Here is a 16686-nt window from a genome sequence, read left to right as displayed (position 1 = left end):
ATCGTTTCCTCTATACAAAAAACTTTTCAAACTCCGCCTTCGTTCCCCGAAATACATCCAGATCCACATCGCCCTGCTGATCGGCAACTCCCTCAAACCGTCCCTCATCGCAGTACTGCCAGAATGACCATCCGGCAATATCGAGAGGCGGATAATACGTATTTCGAATCCAAAGCGGATATTCCGAAAAATTCCCGCGAATATAGCGGGAATAAAACTTGTAAGTCGTATAAATCACCGGCTTCTTTCCGTATTCCTCTTCCAAAATATCAAGAAATCTCTGCAGGGAATCCACAAGTTCCTCCGGCCTTGGCATTTTTGCATCGCCGAGCGCATAGTACTCCACATCCACAGCCGGTATCATCTGTCCCGAGAGATCTCCAACTGTCTCTATATAAATTTTTGCCTGAGTCTCCGGTGCACTCTCAAAGCTGAAAAAATGATATGCTCCCGTATGAATTCCAACCGCCTGCGCCTGCCTGCGGTTGTCCTCAAACTGATCATCCACATGACCACTTCCCTCAGTCGCCTTGATATAAGCAAACTGTACGTTTTCCTCTTTTAATTTTTCCCAATCAATGTCTCCCTGATGATGGGATACATCGATTCCATGTATGGAATATTGTTTTACCCAGAATTGATTGATATTGATCTTTTTCATATAAATGAGTACGCCAAAAAAAATCAGCAGTAAAAATGACAGTAATAAAAAAATCAACACAAGTGATTTTCTGCCCGATAATCTGATTTTCAAAATGATATCTCCAAATAATTTTTTATTGTCCCCAAGTCTTATCTTATAATAATCAGAACGGATATGCAACCAAAGAATCCGAAAGAATTTCTGAAGTTTTTTTCTTGAAACCCATACGTCTCCCACAGAAAACAAGTATAAAAAAGGAGAATCCTATTTTTTATAAGATTCCCCGCAGTCTGCCGATAGAACATTTTACCGATTACCGATAAAATAAAATATCCCATCAATTTACAGATTCACACTGTCCGGCTCAAAATAATCTCGATATTCCACCTCAATCGCATGTTTCATACGCGTCATGCTGATTGAGAGATGTTTTTTCAGTGCATCCTCAAGTCCCTTCTCATCATGATTTTCCAACATTTCAAGAAATCCCGCATGCTCCCGGATAATGCGTGTGAAATCTGTCTCTGTCACAAAATCAAGCATCCGGAAGCGTGTATAGTGGAGCTGCTGTGCCTGAATCACCGTCCATAACTTGAGTCTTCCCGTCGCGGAAAACCAAACCTTGTGCATCTGGTCATCCATCGCATAGAAATCTTCCGGTTCAAAATTTTCCTGTTGAATCAGGAGTTCCTGACAGCGGATATGATGTCTTACTTCCTCAAGAAGAAGCGGGGTTGCAATCTGCATAAAATCTTTCATCACCATCAGCTCCACTGCAATTCTCATGTAGATCATCTGGCGGATATCGTCCAGATTCAGGAGTGTCACATAGGTTCCCGAATATGGCACGGTGCGGACGAATCCCTGTTCCTGAAGTCTGCGCAGTGCCTCGCGGACCGGAGTTCTCGAAACCTCAAATCGGGCACAGATCTCATTCTCACTGATCGCCTGCCCTGGTTTCAGCTCCAGTCTCAAAATTTCTCTTTTCAATGTATCAAACACATAATCCCCGCGATTCTTCAGACACTTCTCACCCATATATGCCACTCCTTCAATTCTGTCATCCATTCAGTTTTCCATTTCCCATGACGCCCACGATTCCACTATTTTCATGCTTTCTATCATTCATTTCCATCACAGGAACGATGAGCATCATTCTCATTATTCTCATAAATCATAAAACAGGCTCCGCAAATCGGCTGTTTTTTCGATTTTTTCTTTTTCTTTCTAATTCTCTTTTTAAATTTTTTCTTTTTTAATTCTTTAATTTCTTTTTCCTTTAAATCGTTATCATTTTACAAAAATAATGGAAGAAATGCAAACCTTTCTTTTGCCGCAACTGTCCGATATTCTCAACTTTTCTGTAGCATCATGTTCCGATCAACGCGCATAAGGACCTCACCCGCGATTTTGCACAGTGCTGTTGACATTTTCCAAATCAGAAAATTCTCTCTAAAAACGGACAAAGCTCTTCCTGTCATCCGGAGACGGCAGAAAGAGCTCTGTGCTTTTATCGTTTAAGAGAAACCCTTCTCAATAAAAAATCAGGATCTTTTTACGAAAATTATGAAGGCTGCTTTCCGATGTATGCCTGAATTCCGCCATCTACATACAGAATCTGACCATTTACAAAGTTAGATGCATCTGATGCAAGGAAGACTGCCGGTCCGCCCAGATCAGAAGCCTCGCCCCAACGTCCTGCCGGAGTCTTGGAAACGATGAACTGATCAAACGGATGTCTGGAACCGTCTGCCTGCTTCTCTCTCAGCGGAGCGGTCTGCGGAGTTGCGATGTAGCCAGGTCCGATACCGTTGCACTGAATGTTGTACTCACCGTACTCAGAGCAGATATTTCTGGTCAGCATCTTTAAGCCGCCCTTTGCTGCTGCGTATGCAGAAACGGTCTCACGTCCGAACTCAGACATCATGGAGCAGATGTTGATGATCTTTCCGTGACCCTTCTTGATCATGCTCGGAATGACTGCCTTGGAAACGATGAACGGAGCATTCAGATCTACGTCGATAACCTGACGGAAATCTTTTGCGGACATCTCGATCATCGGGACTCTCTTGATGATTCCGGCGTTGTTTACCAGAATATCAATCACGCCAACTTCCTTCTCGATCTTTGCAACCATCTCATTGACTGCATCCTCGTTGGTTACGTCACATACATAACCATGAGCCTTGATGCCCTTCTCCTCGTAAGCTGCAATTCCCTTGTCTACCAGCTCCTGCTTAATATCGTTAAACACGATCGTTGCACCTGCACCAGCCATAGCGGTTGCGATTGCAAAACCAATTCCGTAAGATGCTCCTGTAACCAGAGCGACTTTACCTTCCAGGGAATAGTTATTGATGTAATCCATATCGTTTATTCTCCTTCTCCGTATTTTGTTTCTGTATACACATTCTTGAACTTGTATACAATCAACTTATAGGTATACAATACCACACTTATCCTCGAAATACAACTGGCAGTTCAGACAAATCCAAATCCCCTTTTTTGTATATTTCGCTATACCACGCGTTTTCTCTTCTTTCACACAAAAATATCCACAAATTTTCCTTCATTCACACCTGTCTCACTGTCCACATAAGATATGTTACAAAGACAAATAAAGGAGCTTTCAGATATGTGTGGATGCAATGGATGTGGAAACAGCTGTAACAATGGAAATGGATGCGGCGGCTGTGGCAGCTGCGGAAACGGAAACTGTGGTTGGAACAACCGCAACCGTCAGGCTTTTCGCAGCGGTTTCCGTGATGGATACGAGGAAGGATTCCGTGACGGTTTTGATACCGCAAATGACAACGGATTCCCGTTTCCGGGCGGCGGGCCTGGTGGACCTGGAGGCCCCGGCAGACCTAGCGGCGGCAATTGCGGAGGCGGTTGTAACGGAGGTTGTGGCGGTGGCTGCAATAACTGAATAACTGATCCGGATGATGCGACTAATTCGGGGGATTCAACTTCAGGTAATTCAATTGATGCGTAATCATTGATGGGCTTGATAGAATCATTTAATTGTCTCCTTGAATTCATTGGAATTCAGGTCGACACTCGCAGAGTATATTATTCAGGAGGGGATTGTCTCCCCTCCTGAAAATATTTGTGATATTTTCACCTATAAAAAAAGAAAGGCTTCACTCTGAGCTATAAAAACTTTCTTTCCACATGCAGCAACGCCTTCTGTTTTCAAAAATCATTTTCCATTCATACTCTTTTCATTTTCTAATTAACGTGCTACAATGAGGAGAATAAATCTGTCAAGTTTTGGATCTTATTCAAACTTTCAAATTACAAAAAACAAATGAATTCAAAAAAGAAAAGCATGAAAAAGAAAGGGTTTTAATTATGTTCAAAAAGAAAAATACCGGCGGTTACGTCTTAAAACTCAGCCCACAGGGTCCAAAATTACGCTTCAAATCTGAAAAAGAGGCAAATGAATATCTGGCAAAATTAAAAGAAAAAAATGCAAAATACCGAAATCCGGAAAATCATGAATAAGTGTCATGAAATCCACTCCTCACATTTTCAATTGTCTTGAAAGTATGGGAAAATCTCTATACTAAGATCTTCCCATCGTAAAAATGACTTTTTCTAATGAATTACCACGTCTGAAGTCTCCGTTTTCTACGCCATCAGGCGTGGTTTCTGAAAGACTACGATAAGTGGCTTATGGCTATTCACAAAGCCCTATCCCATCTGAGATCTGATCGTTTCGGCGGTTTGTGATTGCATAATACGCTTATCCGGTACAAATTTCTTTTCCGTTTGAAGAGTCTGTTCGCTTACAAGTTTTGCAATGGTTTTGTTGTACTATTGATTGGATGCCTTGGCTGTGCTACCTTTGTATAAAAGAGACTCTATGCCACAGTTATTCAAACACCTGACCTCGCATCAAATTAATATCATAATGTGCTTTACTCGTGAATACAGTTAAAACCATGTATGCTCCTCCTGACTTAACGTAAATCTTTCAAGCTCTGTATAATATGAGTCGTAACTGTCTATTACATTACCGGTTCGTCTCGATATAAACTTGCACTCCCACTCTCTTAGCTGGGGCATTGTATCTGCATCAAACACTACATCAGATTTTACACTCACGCTCCCAAGTACTTTAAAACAATTCTCATCTAACCACGACAACGGTAGCGCTAATCCATCCGTACTCCCCTCATATGCGAGGATTACAGTATGGCACCCACCTGAAAGATTATCACTTGTTAATGTACCAAAATCTGGATGCTTGAATATTTCTCCAGTCACATACTCAACACCATCAACTTCTGCTATAATACGTAATACTGTTGGATCATCGAACCACTCCAACTCTTTGACATATCTGAATCTACCGGTAACGTCATGTATAACCTCGTCATCCTGTAAATTATAATCTAAATACAGCTTACCACCGGAAACATCCTTTACTCTAAAGAATTCCGCAATATCGGGGGTATTACGTAACGTCTCAATAGTAACACCATATGCGTCCAGTTTATCTTTGTTGTAAAGAACGCCATCATATACTATCGTATTCAACTATTAATTACTCCTTTATAGAATACAATTCAATGTAGAAATTATCTGTTTCTTTATTGTACTTAGTGTTGGTATGAACTGAATCAAACGACATAGCCAACCTCAATACTGTCATAGCCAAAAACTTCGTCTAGGAATGCGCGTACAACAAAAGCCCTGTCGTATAACAGAGCTTACCTTCACCCTAACAGATAATCCACTATATTCTAAGTTCTTCAAAGCATTTCATATCCTCCATATTTTTGTATAATTCTTTAGGGTACGCATTTAGATATTTTTCAACATCTGCACATTTAATGTTTTCATCCTTGATATACTTTCTCACTCGAGGTGCTGCTGATTTCAAACCACCCTCTGAATAGGTATATATCTCAGATAATAAATCCAATAACTGTAACACTTTATAATTATCGTTAGTAACAGGTACCCTAGGTTTCTTTAAAACAAATTCAATGTTTCTAATGTAGGTTGAACTACGCTCACTATCTGTATTATTCGTAACAATCTCTAACTTAAACGGTACCTGCGTTGTGATGCCAAACCAATTTGCAAACGTAAATCCAGAATAATATCCATTTATCTGACCTTTATTCTTGATATACTTTTTAACCGCCACTGACTCGGCACTTGGTAGGGTGCCACCCGGCAATCTAGTCTTCTTTGGAAGATAGTATACACCCTTATCAAATCTCTTTACTTTATCATCCTCGCATAACTTGTCTAATTGTCCGTTAGTATAGGGTATATCAATATCAGATAAAAGTATTGGTTCATTTGGTTTATAGTTTTCTGTTAAATATTCATACAGCATAATCACATCTCCTTTACTTAATTGCGCTCATATATTAAAACCCCCTTACTCAGCGCTTTACGCGCAGCGCCTGTCTGATATGAGTGTTCTCCCTCTATCGAGGTACGCAGAAAGTCATCATCTACATACTCTGGAAAAATCTCTGGAAGCACCCACGTCATGTCATCGCACATCTTATCCTCATCGTTGTATATCACCATGAAATCTATATCAGATTCATCTCTGCATTTTTCCTCTAATGTAGATCCGAATAGATATACTTTCTCAAAGCTCTTTAAGCGCGGAAATACTGTGAGATATTTCTTTAACTTGCTGACCTTAATATCAGCAACATTTGCTGTCACTCCAGTAGGGAATGTCATTGAAACTAATTTGCACACTTACTATATCTCCATCCTATTATCTATTTCAATATGTATTGGTAGGTATTATTTTTCTAAATTAATTGTTGATTTCTGCCTAGGTGCGAGGCTTATCCTCCCTCAAGATGCGACAGCTAGATACTGGCACACCCAGATAGGTCTTTTACACTCTATCATAATCTACAATAGCAGTCTCCGGCATGAGCTTCTTAGCAGTGTTTACAATCTCCTCAATCTTCTGTACAACGTCATCGGGTAAATTCCCCATTCGCTCATATATCAGTACTCCTTTCTCTACTACAATATGTTTATGGTTAATATCCCTAAAACTATTTTATCGCAACACCGCATTCGTTGTAGTATTCCCATTTGTCACAAGTTTGTACGCACAATCAAATGCTGTCACATCATAACAACGTGACACGTACAAAACCCAGCAATCGTGACTTCTTGCACTCTTGAAAAACTCACCTCTATCTGGGAATCTGACATCTTCGTCTATCACTAAGAGTTCATCGGCATGCTCATCAAACCAATACTTACTCCGAGGGGCTTCAGACACGACTGTCACACGCTTATCACACTCTACGACTAAACCAGCACCTTTTCCGTACTTATTGAAATTATCAATATATCTTACAAGCTTACTCTTACCTGTGCCTGAATCTCCTTGCAACAGCGAATTACGACGTTCCAGATTAAGTATATAACTATGTTTCTTTGTCTTTACTGTTAAATACAAACTTAATCATCTCCTCTCGGTATGACTGTGCATCATTGATTACAGCACCTGTTCTCTTAGAAATAAACTTACATTCCCAATCCCAGATCAATGGTACACTATCAGCCGCAAACGTCACGTCATGCTTTATTTTCAAAGACCCAAGCACTGGCAAGCAGTTCTCTCCAAGCCACGACAAAGGAAGTGCACAATCATTAGTCTCTCCCATATACGCGAGAATCACAGTCTTTACCCCACCTGAAAGTTCTGTGCTTACAATTCTACCAAGTATTGAACTTTCAAAAATATCTGCCTCGACGTGTGTAACTCGATCAATTATCTCAACTATCCGAACCACCTCTGGATCGTCAAACCAACTCTTCTCATAGATCGTATCATACAGTGCTGATGGTGTCGCTATATCCTCCATCGGAATGTTGTAATCTATATACAGCATTCAATCAACTCCTCTCTAACACCTTCGTGGATTACGCTATCCACTTAAAATCACATCATCATTACAATCCTATCCCCTCTTTGTGTATGTATAATTCTTATATATATCGTATATACGGCATATCCCAAAGGTATCCTTGAAAATAATCATGTAAGAATCAGGACAGGATTTACATAAATACTTGAGGTAGCTGGATTTTCCAGTACTGCATTCACCTACGACCATTGTAAACATATTCCACGCTCATTTGCCGCCCCAGCAAAAGCACTACACCTACTCTTGAGATAAACTGTCACATCAGCATTCTTAAACAAATCCATATATATTCTTGAAGTCTTTGGCGATAACTCGTCCGGATAATCAACCACATTCAAATGCTTACCCTGCTCAACTACACAACAAGTCACCAGAAACATCCTCTCAGCTGTGCCCATCTCTGACAAATGGTATGTCTCTCCTCTCCATACATATGTCTGACCAACCAATGATACATCCTCAATGCCCTGATTATTTATCATATTCAATACAGTAACTATCCTCTTGGTATTCTTTACATCTCTGAATGATCTAAGTAACTGTATAAAGTTAGCATTCCACAAATACACTTCTGACATATCTACATCAGCAGTAGTTCTAATCTCTAACATACTGCAAAATTCCCCCTATCTTCAAACACTAACAATCTTCTCTGCTTCATCCAAATCAACCTCTTGTAATTTCGGAACACCATCATCCCAGTTAAGCGTAACTATTCTATCTGCGTTGTACAATTTAAGTATATCGTGTGAGACTGTGATTACGTTTTTATATCGACCAATCTCTGCAAGCCAATTATTTATTAATCTACCATCAGAATATGATCTAGTACCAAATCCCACTTGATCTACTAACAATACTGAACATTCCCGACAAGCATCCGTCAGTTTCCGGCGAGCGTCTTCCTTATCTTTAAACCCATCAAGAGGTATCTCATCACCGAACACTTTTTCTATCAGAGCTGTATCAATATTATATCTACGAGCATCGTCAACTCCCATGAAGTATGATCCCTTAACAGTATCCCTGAGATACTGCAAATATGCGGATTTTCCAGAACTACATTCACCAATTACCACTATAAACATATTCCACACTCCTCAAACCTTTAGCATCTACCAAGACACAGGTATCAGTCAAAGATCCAAGCTTGTCCCATACAGCCTGTGCTCCAAGTAAATCCATACGATCAAAAACTACGATTGTGTTCTCAGTTGTAATTAAACCACGTGTAAGAAATAAGTCATAATCCTCTTTTTTATCTAATAAGATTATTTGATGCGGGTAGCTAGTATCTGACTTAGCTCTCTTCGCAAGAGCTGTTTTACCAGTAGCTGAAGAGTTATCACATCAGTGTACACATCTATCTAACTCAATATCAAGACGTGCACTTTTAATCTTCATCATTCATATACTCCTCATAGTCAGTGTACACTTTACCACGATACATAGCAGTAAACTTATCTCCCTTGGATGGCCACGGAGCTGCTTCATAAATTATACCGTGCGGTAACAATGTCAAATCTCTGATAGCATTAAGTCCACACTCGATACAGGAAAACGCGATACCAGGATAGTAATAAGCATTGAGAATTGTCATACCACCGATGCTTAGATCTTCCCAGTACAGATCAACACCGCGACTATCTTTAAACCTATCGTTGTCAAGATACTTGCAATTATCAACATGCGGTAATAACTTGTCCACATCTTGATCAAGAACAGCAATTGTATGCTGTACAAAGAATAATTTATTATCTTCTACACATTCAATACCATCTGGTACCTGACTTTTCAAATCATAAAATGTTACCACCATAACACCTCCCTATCTGAAACTGTAATACCCTCTTCGCTCAGATTTATTTTCACAGGTATAGAGCGTCCATAATATTTCCAGCTATTCTTGCAACCCACAAGTATGCATCTATCGCCATTCTCAGCAATATATTTCCAGAGGTCATCAGTTTGAAACAAATCAAATCTGTCAAACAAGAATATGGTATTATTCTTTCTCATTCCCGAATACTCCGGTAACGAACTGTAATCACGAGCACTTTTGAAATGTATCACATTGCTGGACAATCCATTATCTGCTTTTGCCATATACCCAAAAGCACTTTTGCCTACAGCTGAATCCCTAGATAAACGGTGAATCCCAACACCTACATCAATCTTAACACGATCACCTTAATCAACAATACGCATCTTTAACCTCCCTAACACTGGTGTAATGTTCATCGTCAACCATAACATCGATAGGATCATCATCTGAATCAGAGTATGGTACACCATTTGAAAACTGCCCATGCGGTAAATGTGTTGCGTCAATCAGAGCTGACTTGCCACACTCCAAACAATCAAATATTACATCCGGATTATAGTATGCGTTTAGTACCGTCTTACCACCAGTACTGAGAAACTCCCATGGAAGATCATACCCAAACCGGTCCTTGAACCTCCGTGCATCAACATACGTACACTTGTCTGTGTGCGACAACAATCGATCTACATCATGATCGAGTTTGGATATTGTGTGCTGTACAAAATACCTGTCATTATCCAATACAGCACCATCTACTTTATCTGTATCGAATATTACCATCACGTATTGTTAACACCTTACCTTCCCATGTAAACCTGGCTAATTTGTATTTTACCGGACTTAGCCATAACCGTTTGGCGTCAACCAATACACAACTATTTTTCAATGTCCTTAACTTATCCCACACGGCCTGTGTACCTAATAAATCCATCCGATCAAAAACCACGATTGTGTTCTCATTCGTAATTAATCCGTGTTCCAGAAATAGATCATAATCTTCTTTTTTGTCAAGTAATATAATCTGGTGCGGATAGCTAGCATCTGACTTAGCTAACTTCGCAAGGGCTGTTTTTCCAATAGCTGATGACTCCCTACATCGATGGATGCACCTATCTAACTCTATATCAAGACGCATACTTTTAATCTTCATTCAACACACTTCTCCTTAGACAGCATTTCCAACCTCCGTGACAAGCACATTGTATTTCAAAAATATCGGTATTGCTCGCAACATGAAAAACTCTAGTTTCAGTGGTGTGTTATTTATCATAGCCTCAACACCACTTGGAACTTTCAACTCAGGTAACTTAAATGATTCGTACTTCTTTAAGCACGGCGGCAACTCACCACGGACATACTCCATTAATCCCAGCGAATATGCCAACTGCTCATCATTCTCTGGCTTGAACCATCTTCCAGGGTGCTGTGCCAAATATTCAGCACCCTTATATTTCACAAGATGATTTAACTCACTTACGTATCCTGTGTATGTTATCATAACCTACACCTCCCATCAATAATCTTCATACCTCTCATGCAACACCATAACGCAAGCTACTAACTCCTTATACCTCACACCAGTAGCCACATGAACTTAATTATTGTCAAACGAATGTCACCGTCTTGTAACTGCTCAGGAAGCTTATTCCACAACCCATGTGCTCATGTATCTTCCATCAACGTAAAAATCAAAATCTCTCCCAAGCTCATCTACCAAAAGGAGTGAAGAATCCCGGCAGATATTTTCCATCCACATGCGTGCTTTTGACTTGTCGACAAATCCGTCTAAGGGATACTCGTCTCCATACATATCTTCTCGCACCTGTTCATTCACCGGATACATCTTTGCTTTGTCTCCTCCAATAAAGTAACTGCCCGGAGTTGTCTCTCGCAAGTATCACAAGTACTGCGACTTACCAGAACTATTCTCGCCAATTACCACTATGAGCATAATAGTTCCCCTTTCCATAAAGCGTAAAATGCCAAACAATCGTGCTTTAAACATACTGCAATGTTTGACTCCGAAAACATCTCTACAAAAAGTTTTGAAGCTCTCGGTGACAATTCTTCAGGGTAGTCATATATAGCCAAGTCTACTTTACCAACCTTAGCGATATATGATATAAGAAACATCTTCTCTGCTGTACTCATAAGAGTTATCGGTAATGTTTTGCCATACCGAATATAAAATAGCATCTCTAGTGACACGTCAGTAATTCCTTGATTATTGATTCTATTCAATATATCGCATAAATCTTTAACATTGATTTTTATTTTAAGTTCTCGCAACTCTACAAGAAGTCTATCGAAATTCCCGTAATATAACTGATAATCACTTTTATGAGTTGAATCAAAAATTATTTCCAGCATTCTTATAAATACTTCTCCGCTTCTTCTAACGTGATCTCTTGTGTAATTGGCTTACTATCAATCCACTTAACTGTTACCACTCGATCTGCACTATACAATTTAGAGATATCATGTGTGACATACACGACGTCTTTATATCGACCTACATCAGCTATATAGTTGCACATCTCACATCCATCATCATAAATTGGGAATCGCATACCTATCTCATCCACAAGCAAAGTATCACATGTGCGACATACATCGTTTGCATATACGCGTGCCGTGTCTTTGTCGAAGAAATTCTTCTCGAAAAATTCACCAAACACTTGCTCTTTAAGTTTCTCATCAACTGGAAATAACCGTGAATCACTAACTCCAAGAAAGTAAGCGTTGGGCAAATGTTTACTCAAATACTTGAGGTACACGGATCTACCCGAACTACACTCACCAATTACGGCTGTAACGCTACCCATGGACAATCACCTCCGCATCTTCCAATGTAACATCATATAAAAGTGGCATATCACCATCCCAATGCACGGTTACAATTTTATCGGCATTATACAATTTCATATTGTCGTGTGTAACCATGTACACATCTTTAATCTTACTAATTTCGTAAACATACGTTGTGAGCAAATATGCATCGTGATGATATCTTAGTTGTGCCCCCAACTCATCGATCAACAATACAGAACACTTCCTGCACATGTCCTCCATAATACCCGGTACACTCGCCTTGTCACCAAATACATCTACTGGATACATACCATTTATTCCACCAAATATCTCATAGCTTAAATCTACATCAACACTTCTACTAGCAGGACAGTCATAACCTATTAAGTATGAATTCGGAATTATTCTGCGTAAGTAATGCAAATAGCTAGTTTTACCAGTACTACATTCACCTACAATCACTGTGAACATAATAATTCTCCCTTTTACAAAGTATAAAATATTGAACACTCATGTTTTAAACGCACAATCATACTCAAATCGAAAAACCTGCACCATGTAACACTGACATCCTAACAGCCTCTTCTATTCTTATAATCAAATATCTTTCAACTAATCCATTATCTATCAAGAATATTCCAATAATGTTAGTTCATCCCGTATATATTTAATATGCTGACATCTCAGGTATTTTAATGTTGTCCAGTACATCTGAGTAAATATGTTATATACTTCACCCACCCACATTTTTTCAGGCTTTTTAGAATCTTTTTGGTTAACAATAGTATAACCATATTGCTCTATGAAATCTATCTACTCGATTAACTCTCTTTTCCACTTTTTCAAATTCTTTTCCACTTTTCTTTATTTTGCTATATATAATAGGACGGGGTGCTATTATGACTTGTGATAAATGTATTACATTTACAGAAAATGATCGAAATGAATGTTTAGGACATCTAAGCGGGAATCCTCAGTCATTCAATAACCGAGATGAAAGCGCCATTCTGCTATAATAATTCATACTGTGTGTATGACAATATTACTAAATAAAAATTGCAATTTAATACATATAATATTATACTGTATGTATGAACAAAAATAATCTAAAACATGCACGAACTTGCGTGTATAATATCAATTATCATATTGTATGGTCTGTTAAATACAGAAGAAAAATAATAACTCCTGAGATTGAGTTTTATATGAGAGACTTGATTCAACAGATTGCTTCTGACAAGGGGTTTGAAGTTGCTGAGTTTGAGTCAGGAGAAGGAGATCATGTTCATCTTTTTGTTTCGGCGCCACCTAAATTATCGCCGTCCTTAATTGTTCAATATCTGAAAGGAATTACTGGTCGTAAATTATATGAGCAGTACCCGGATTTGCGAAGTAAATTATGGAAAGGAGAATTATGGAATCACTCTTATTACATCGAAACGATAGGAGATGTATCATCAGAGACCATTCGCAAGTATATTGAACATCAATCCAAACAATATTAAGAAGGGAGAATTACCATGCCTAAGGCAAGACGCAGAAAAGACAGTGGATTTCAGACGGCGATAACAAAAAGCGTATTTCTGTACGGAAATCCGAATAAAGAAAAACTGGCAGTTTTAAAGCGCATCCAGTTGTCTTTTACTGCGCTTGTTAATCAGGATATCAAGATACTTGAACAGGAAAAATCTGTATTTTTACAGATTGTGAAAAACGATAAGAAAGATTCCGAGATGCGTCAGCTGGAAAAATCAATGCGTCCAGTTGGAATGAACTCTGCATTTTGTCAGAATGCATTTGACATTGCCGTAACCCATCTCTCTAATCGTCTGAATAATATTCGCCAGGATCTGCTATCAGAAGGGATGGATGTTTTTGCAAAATCAAAAGTATTGTTTGCAATGGCAGTTATGGGAAAGCCTCAAAAAGTGATGATTTCTTCTTTACGGGCAATTGGAAAGACTTTTCATAACGAGTGTGCAGATATAGTTGAGAAAATGGAAGAACGTGAGTTTACCTATTTCATGACAGAGTTTTTCGATCGATATTATAGTAAATGTATGGAATATAAACTACCAGTTTTGAAAAATATCTCTGTTCCACTGGATTCAAGATTGATGAAACTGGAAGAATCTACAAGCACATGTATGCCATATGTAATTACAGTTACAGATCCAGAAAACAAAGGAAAACGATTTTCGATACCAATCAATAGCAGTGCACATTCTTTACATAAAATAAAGAGTCATGGAATGGCAGGTACTGTTATGATGCAGATTCATAATGGAAAGTTGCAAATTGGATGGTCTTATAAAAATATCAGAAAACAGCCAGATACTAAGAAATATATTGGTGTAGATACCGGAATTGTGGATGCTTTTTTTACTTCAGACGGGAAAGGGATTGGCACGATGTCTGATGTCATCCAATTTTATCATGAACAAGTAGAGCCTGCATTTGCAGAATTATCAAAGTTAAGGAATAAAAAGCGGGCAATCCAGCATTATGTGCGACATCATCAGCTTCCTGACGATGTGAGACGTTCTCTCATCGCCAAAATAGATGGTTTGGAACATATGATTTGTACCGCGTCTGCCCCGCATAAAAAGAAGCGGCATTATTATAATATGCTAAATCATGAAATCAAGCAGTCTATATCCGCTTATATAAAAGAATTAACACCAAATACGATGACGGTTCTTGAAAAGCTGGATATCAGAGAATTTCGTAAGAGCCGTAAGATAAATGGACAATTTTCGATGTTTGCACGTGGAAAGTTACAGCAACGCTTAATGGAAACTCTGAACTGGAAGGGATATGACTTTATGGAAGTTGCGCCTGATTTTACCAGTCAGGTGTGTCCGGTATGCAATCATCTGGATTCTGAAAACCGAAATCATAAAGAATTTCTCTGTACTTGCTGTGGTTACACAGAGGATGCAGATTATGTAGGTGCTGTTAATATTAAAAAACGGGCGACAGATGTCGAAATCATGAGATTATGTGAGAAATATAAATATAATCACCATTTGCTTCAGAATTCCATAAAGATCGTTTATGCCGATAGATTTAAAACTTACCGGCAAGTAGCATCCTTATGAAAAATGGCAATATCCCACAGGTATGGTCTGTGGTGTATTGCCGTCTAGTAGTAAGGAACATATGAACTACCATCGTCTTGGTACAGCATGTCTGTATCTGGATTGTCTGACGAAGATCTGTCTGGTTTGTATGATTCATATAAATTGGTCTTATTTCCAATAGATCGTAATTGATTGGTTTTGCATTTTCAGATGCTCGGCCATTCAATGACCGAGTAGTTCACAAGCCTTGAAAACAACATACACACTATCAATTAATGAAGCAGTCGCCGCCACCCGTAAAACGGGTGGCTCGGGACGTTGGCTGCCTGAATGACGGTATGAAAATTTTTCTGTAAATTTAGATCTTCTATGATAATTGATTGCGGCTTAACAGCAGTTTTCTGTGGTTAAGCCGTTGTTTATTTAATAGCAAAAATAAGTTGGCATGTCAAGAGCACCCAGAAAGATCTGGGCGTCTATTTGCTCTTGACTATCCAGCTTTTATAGCTATATCAGCATTCGATCCGGGTACATGATTTCCAGTTCGCCACGTACTTTACCCCAGTTACGGATTGGCATTATCCACTTTTTGGCTATCTCAAAAGTTCCCAGGTATAACGCTTTCATCAGTGCCTGGGAGCTCGGAAATACGCTTCTTTGCTTGTTTAATCTACGATAGCACGAGTTCAGCGATTCAATGGTATTTGTGGTATAAAATGCAGTACGGACGTCTTTGGAAAACTTAAAAATTGGAGAAATCGCATCCCAATTGTCATGCCAGCGATTCATGGCACTCGGATATTGTCCTGACCATTTTTCTGTAACGATCTTTAACTGCTTTCTGGCTGCCTGTTCGTCTGCAGCTGTGTAGATCGTTTTTAAGTCTTTGGCAAAAGCTTTCATGTCCTTGTTTGCGACATATTTAAGGGTATTTCTAACCATATGTACAATGCAACGTTGTTGTTCCGTTTTAGGAAATGCGGCAGAGATTGCATCTTTGATTCCTGTCAGTCCATCAGAGCAGAGAATGAAAATGTCCTGGATTCCTCGATTTTTCAGACTATTCAACACAGACAACCAATACTTGCTGCTTTCATTTTCACCTACAACAATGCTTAATACTTCTTTCATACCGTCTTCGTTAATTCCCAGTACAACATATGCGGCAAGTTTTCTAATTACTCCATCATCACGGACAGAGAAGTGTACCGCATCAATGAAAACAATAGGATATACTGCAGATAAAGGACGATTTTGCCATTCCTCGATTCTTGGAAGAAGCTTGTCTGTGATATCGGATACCATTCCTTCACTTACCTCAAAACCATAAATATCCTCTATCGTCTCTGAAATCTGCCGTGTGGTCATTCCCTTTGCATACATGGAAATGAT

The 16686-nt window shown here is 39.1% G+C and carries 24 protein-coding genes; 4 read left to right on the top strand and 20 right to left on the bottom strand.

Going from position 1 to position 16686, the window contains the following annotated elements:
• Nucleotides 1-10: 10 nt before the first annotated feature.
• The 3 genes from ACR0QE_RS04470 to ACR0QE_RS04460 all read right to left on the bottom strand — a co-directional run bounded on the left by ACR0QE_RS04470 (nucleotide 11) and on the right by ACR0QE_RS04460 (nucleotide 3011).
• On the bottom strand, nucleotides 11-661 hold the full coding sequence (locus tag ACR0QE_RS04470; RefSeq protein ID WP_432627165.1) for a glycoside hydrolase family 25 protein: 651 nt from the start codon (nucleotides 659-661) through the stop codon (nucleotides 11-13).
• Nucleotides 662-985: 324 nt separating this feature from the next.
• Nucleotides 986-1681 (bottom strand): GntR family transcriptional regulator, encoded by a 696-nt coding sequence (locus ACR0QE_RS04465; protein ID WP_432627202.1) that lies wholly within the window; start codon nucleotides 1679-1681, stop codon nucleotides 986-988.
• Between the two features lie 526 nt (nucleotides 1682-2207).
• Nucleotides 2208-3011, bottom strand: a complete 804-nt coding sequence (locus tag ACR0QE_RS04460) for a gluconate 5-dehydrogenase (protein ID WP_432627164.1) — start codon at nucleotides 3009-3011, stop codon at nucleotides 2208-2210.
• Between the two features lie 267 nt (nucleotides 3012-3278).
• On the opposite strand from ACR0QE_RS04460, the gene ACR0QE_RS04455 reads away from it, so the two are divergent.
• Both ACR0QE_RS04455 and ACR0QE_RS04450 read left to right on the top strand, forming a co-directional pair.
• The gene (locus ACR0QE_RS04455) at nucleotides 3279-3572 is read left to right on the top strand and encodes a hypothetical protein (protein ID WP_432627163.1); all 294 of its coding nucleotides are present in this window, start codon (nucleotides 3279-3281) and stop codon (nucleotides 3570-3572) included.
• Between the two features lie 425 nt (nucleotides 3573-3997).
• Nucleotides 3998-4150, top strand: coding sequence for a hypothetical protein (locus tag ACR0QE_RS04450; protein ID WP_432627162.1), 153 nt, complete (start codon nucleotides 3998-4000; stop codon nucleotides 4148-4150).
• A 432-nt stretch (nucleotides 4151-4582) separates the two neighbouring features.
• Here the strand turns inward: ACR0QE_RS04450 and ACR0QE_RS04445 are convergent, their stop codons facing one another.
• The 16 genes from ACR0QE_RS04445 to ACR0QE_RS04370 form a co-directional block, all read right to left on the bottom strand.
• Nucleotides 4583-5188, bottom strand: coding sequence for a hypothetical protein (locus ACR0QE_RS04445; protein ID WP_432627161.1), 606 nt, complete (start codon nucleotides 5186-5188; stop codon nucleotides 4583-4585).
• Nucleotides 5189-5387: 199 nt separating this feature from the next.
• The gene (locus ACR0QE_RS04440) at nucleotides 5388-5999 is read right to left on the bottom strand and encodes a DUF6088 family protein (protein ID WP_432627160.1); all 612 of its coding nucleotides are present in this window, start codon (nucleotides 5997-5999) and stop codon (nucleotides 5388-5390) included.
• Between the two features lie 17 nt (nucleotides 6000-6016).
• Complete coding sequence (locus ACR0QE_RS04435) at nucleotides 6017-6379, bottom strand: nucleotidyltransferase domain-containing protein (RefSeq protein ID WP_432627159.1); 363 nt, start codon at nucleotides 6377-6379, stop codon at nucleotides 6017-6019.
• A gap of 316 nt (nucleotides 6380-6695) precedes the next feature.
• The gene (locus tag ACR0QE_RS04430; RefSeq protein WP_432627158.1) at nucleotides 6696-7103 is read right to left on the bottom strand and encodes a hypothetical protein; all 408 of its coding nucleotides are present in this window, start codon (nucleotides 7101-7103) and stop codon (nucleotides 6696-6698) included.
• On the bottom strand, nucleotides 7072-7539 hold the full coding sequence (locus ACR0QE_RS04425; protein ID WP_432627157.1) for a DUF4869 domain-containing protein: 468 nt from the start codon (nucleotides 7537-7539) through the stop codon (nucleotides 7072-7074). Before ACR0QE_RS04425 ends, ACR0QE_RS04430 begins: the two co-directional genes overlap by 32 nt.
• 215 nt (nucleotides 7540-7754) lie before the next feature.
• Entirely contained in the window at nucleotides 7755-8186 is a 432-nt protein-coding gene (locus ACR0QE_RS04420; RefSeq protein ID WP_432627156.1) for a hypothetical protein, read from the bottom strand.
• A 21-nt stretch (nucleotides 8187-8207) separates the two neighbouring features.
• Complete coding sequence (locus ACR0QE_RS04415; RefSeq protein ID WP_432627155.1) at nucleotides 8208-8663, bottom strand: hypothetical protein; 456 nt, start codon at nucleotides 8661-8663, stop codon at nucleotides 8208-8210.
• Nucleotides 8664-8968: 305 nt separating this feature from the next.
• Nucleotides 8969-9394, bottom strand: coding sequence for a hypothetical protein (locus ACR0QE_RS04410; RefSeq protein ID WP_432627154.1), 426 nt, complete (start codon nucleotides 9392-9394; stop codon nucleotides 8969-8971).
• Nucleotides 9385-9594 (bottom strand): hypothetical protein, encoded by a 210-nt coding sequence (locus ACR0QE_RS04405; protein WP_432627153.1) that lies wholly within the window; start codon nucleotides 9592-9594, stop codon nucleotides 9385-9387. Before ACR0QE_RS04405 ends, ACR0QE_RS04410 begins: the two co-directional genes overlap by 10 nt.
• 175 nt (nucleotides 9595-9769) lie before the next feature.
• Nucleotides 9770-10180, bottom strand: a complete 411-nt coding sequence (locus ACR0QE_RS04400) for a hypothetical protein (protein ID WP_432627152.1) — start codon at nucleotides 10178-10180, stop codon at nucleotides 9770-9772.
• Nucleotides 10158-10550 (bottom strand): hypothetical protein, encoded by a 393-nt coding sequence (locus ACR0QE_RS04395; protein ID WP_432627151.1) that lies wholly within the window; start codon nucleotides 10548-10550, stop codon nucleotides 10158-10160. The genes ACR0QE_RS04400 and ACR0QE_RS04395 overlap by 23 nt, the downstream gene beginning before the upstream one ends.
• Nucleotides 10551-10565: 15 nt before the next feature.
• Complete coding sequence (locus tag ACR0QE_RS04390) at nucleotides 10566-10898, bottom strand: hypothetical protein (protein ID WP_432627150.1); 333 nt, start codon at nucleotides 10896-10898, stop codon at nucleotides 10566-10568.
• A gap of 144 nt (nucleotides 10899-11042) precedes the next feature.
• Nucleotides 11043-11243, bottom strand: a complete 201-nt coding sequence (locus tag ACR0QE_RS04385) for a hypothetical protein (RefSeq protein ID WP_432627149.1) — start codon at nucleotides 11241-11243, stop codon at nucleotides 11043-11045.
• Nucleotides 11244-11341: 98 nt separating this feature from the next.
• The gene (locus ACR0QE_RS04380) at nucleotides 11342-11770 is read right to left on the bottom strand and encodes a hypothetical protein (protein ID WP_432627148.1); all 429 of its coding nucleotides are present in this window, start codon (nucleotides 11768-11770) and stop codon (nucleotides 11342-11344) included.
• Nucleotides 11771-11772: 2 nt separating this feature from the next.
• Nucleotides 11773-12225, bottom strand: coding sequence for a hypothetical protein (locus ACR0QE_RS04375; protein WP_432627147.1), 453 nt, complete (start codon nucleotides 12223-12225; stop codon nucleotides 11773-11775).
• Nucleotides 12218-12682 (bottom strand): hypothetical protein, encoded by a 465-nt coding sequence (locus ACR0QE_RS04370; protein ID WP_432627146.1) that lies wholly within the window; start codon nucleotides 12680-12682, stop codon nucleotides 12218-12220. Before ACR0QE_RS04370 ends, ACR0QE_RS04375 begins: the two co-directional genes overlap by 8 nt.
• Nucleotides 12683-13302: 620 nt before the next feature.
• Between ACR0QE_RS04370 and tnpA the strand changes: the two genes are divergently transcribed.
• A complete protein-coding gene (gene tnpA, locus ACR0QE_RS04365; RefSeq protein ID WP_432627145.1) occupies nucleotides 13303-13716 on the top strand; it encodes an IS200/IS605 family transposase in 414 nt (137 codons plus the stop codon).
• 15 nt (nucleotides 13717-13731) lie between these two features.
• Nucleotides 13732-15312 carry a zinc ribbon domain-containing protein gene (locus tag ACR0QE_RS04360; protein ID WP_432627144.1) on the top strand — a complete coding sequence of 527 codons (1581 nt, stop codon included), beginning with the start codon at nucleotides 13732-13734 and terminating at the stop codon, nucleotides 15310-15312.
• A gap of 489 nt (nucleotides 15313-15801) precedes the next feature.
• Here ACR0QE_RS04360 and ACR0QE_RS04355 read toward each other — a convergent pair.
• Nucleotides 15802-16686 (bottom strand): IS256 family transposase (locus tag ACR0QE_RS04355; protein ID WP_432627143.1); only part of this gene is annotated, 885 nt, incomplete at its 5' end.

The organism is Brotaphodocola sp. (assembly GCF_050873065.1).
Lineage (GTDB): Bacteria > Bacillota > Clostridia > Lachnospirales > Lachnospiraceae > Brotaphodocola.
This window is presented reverse-complemented; position numbering and strand designations above follow the sequence as displayed.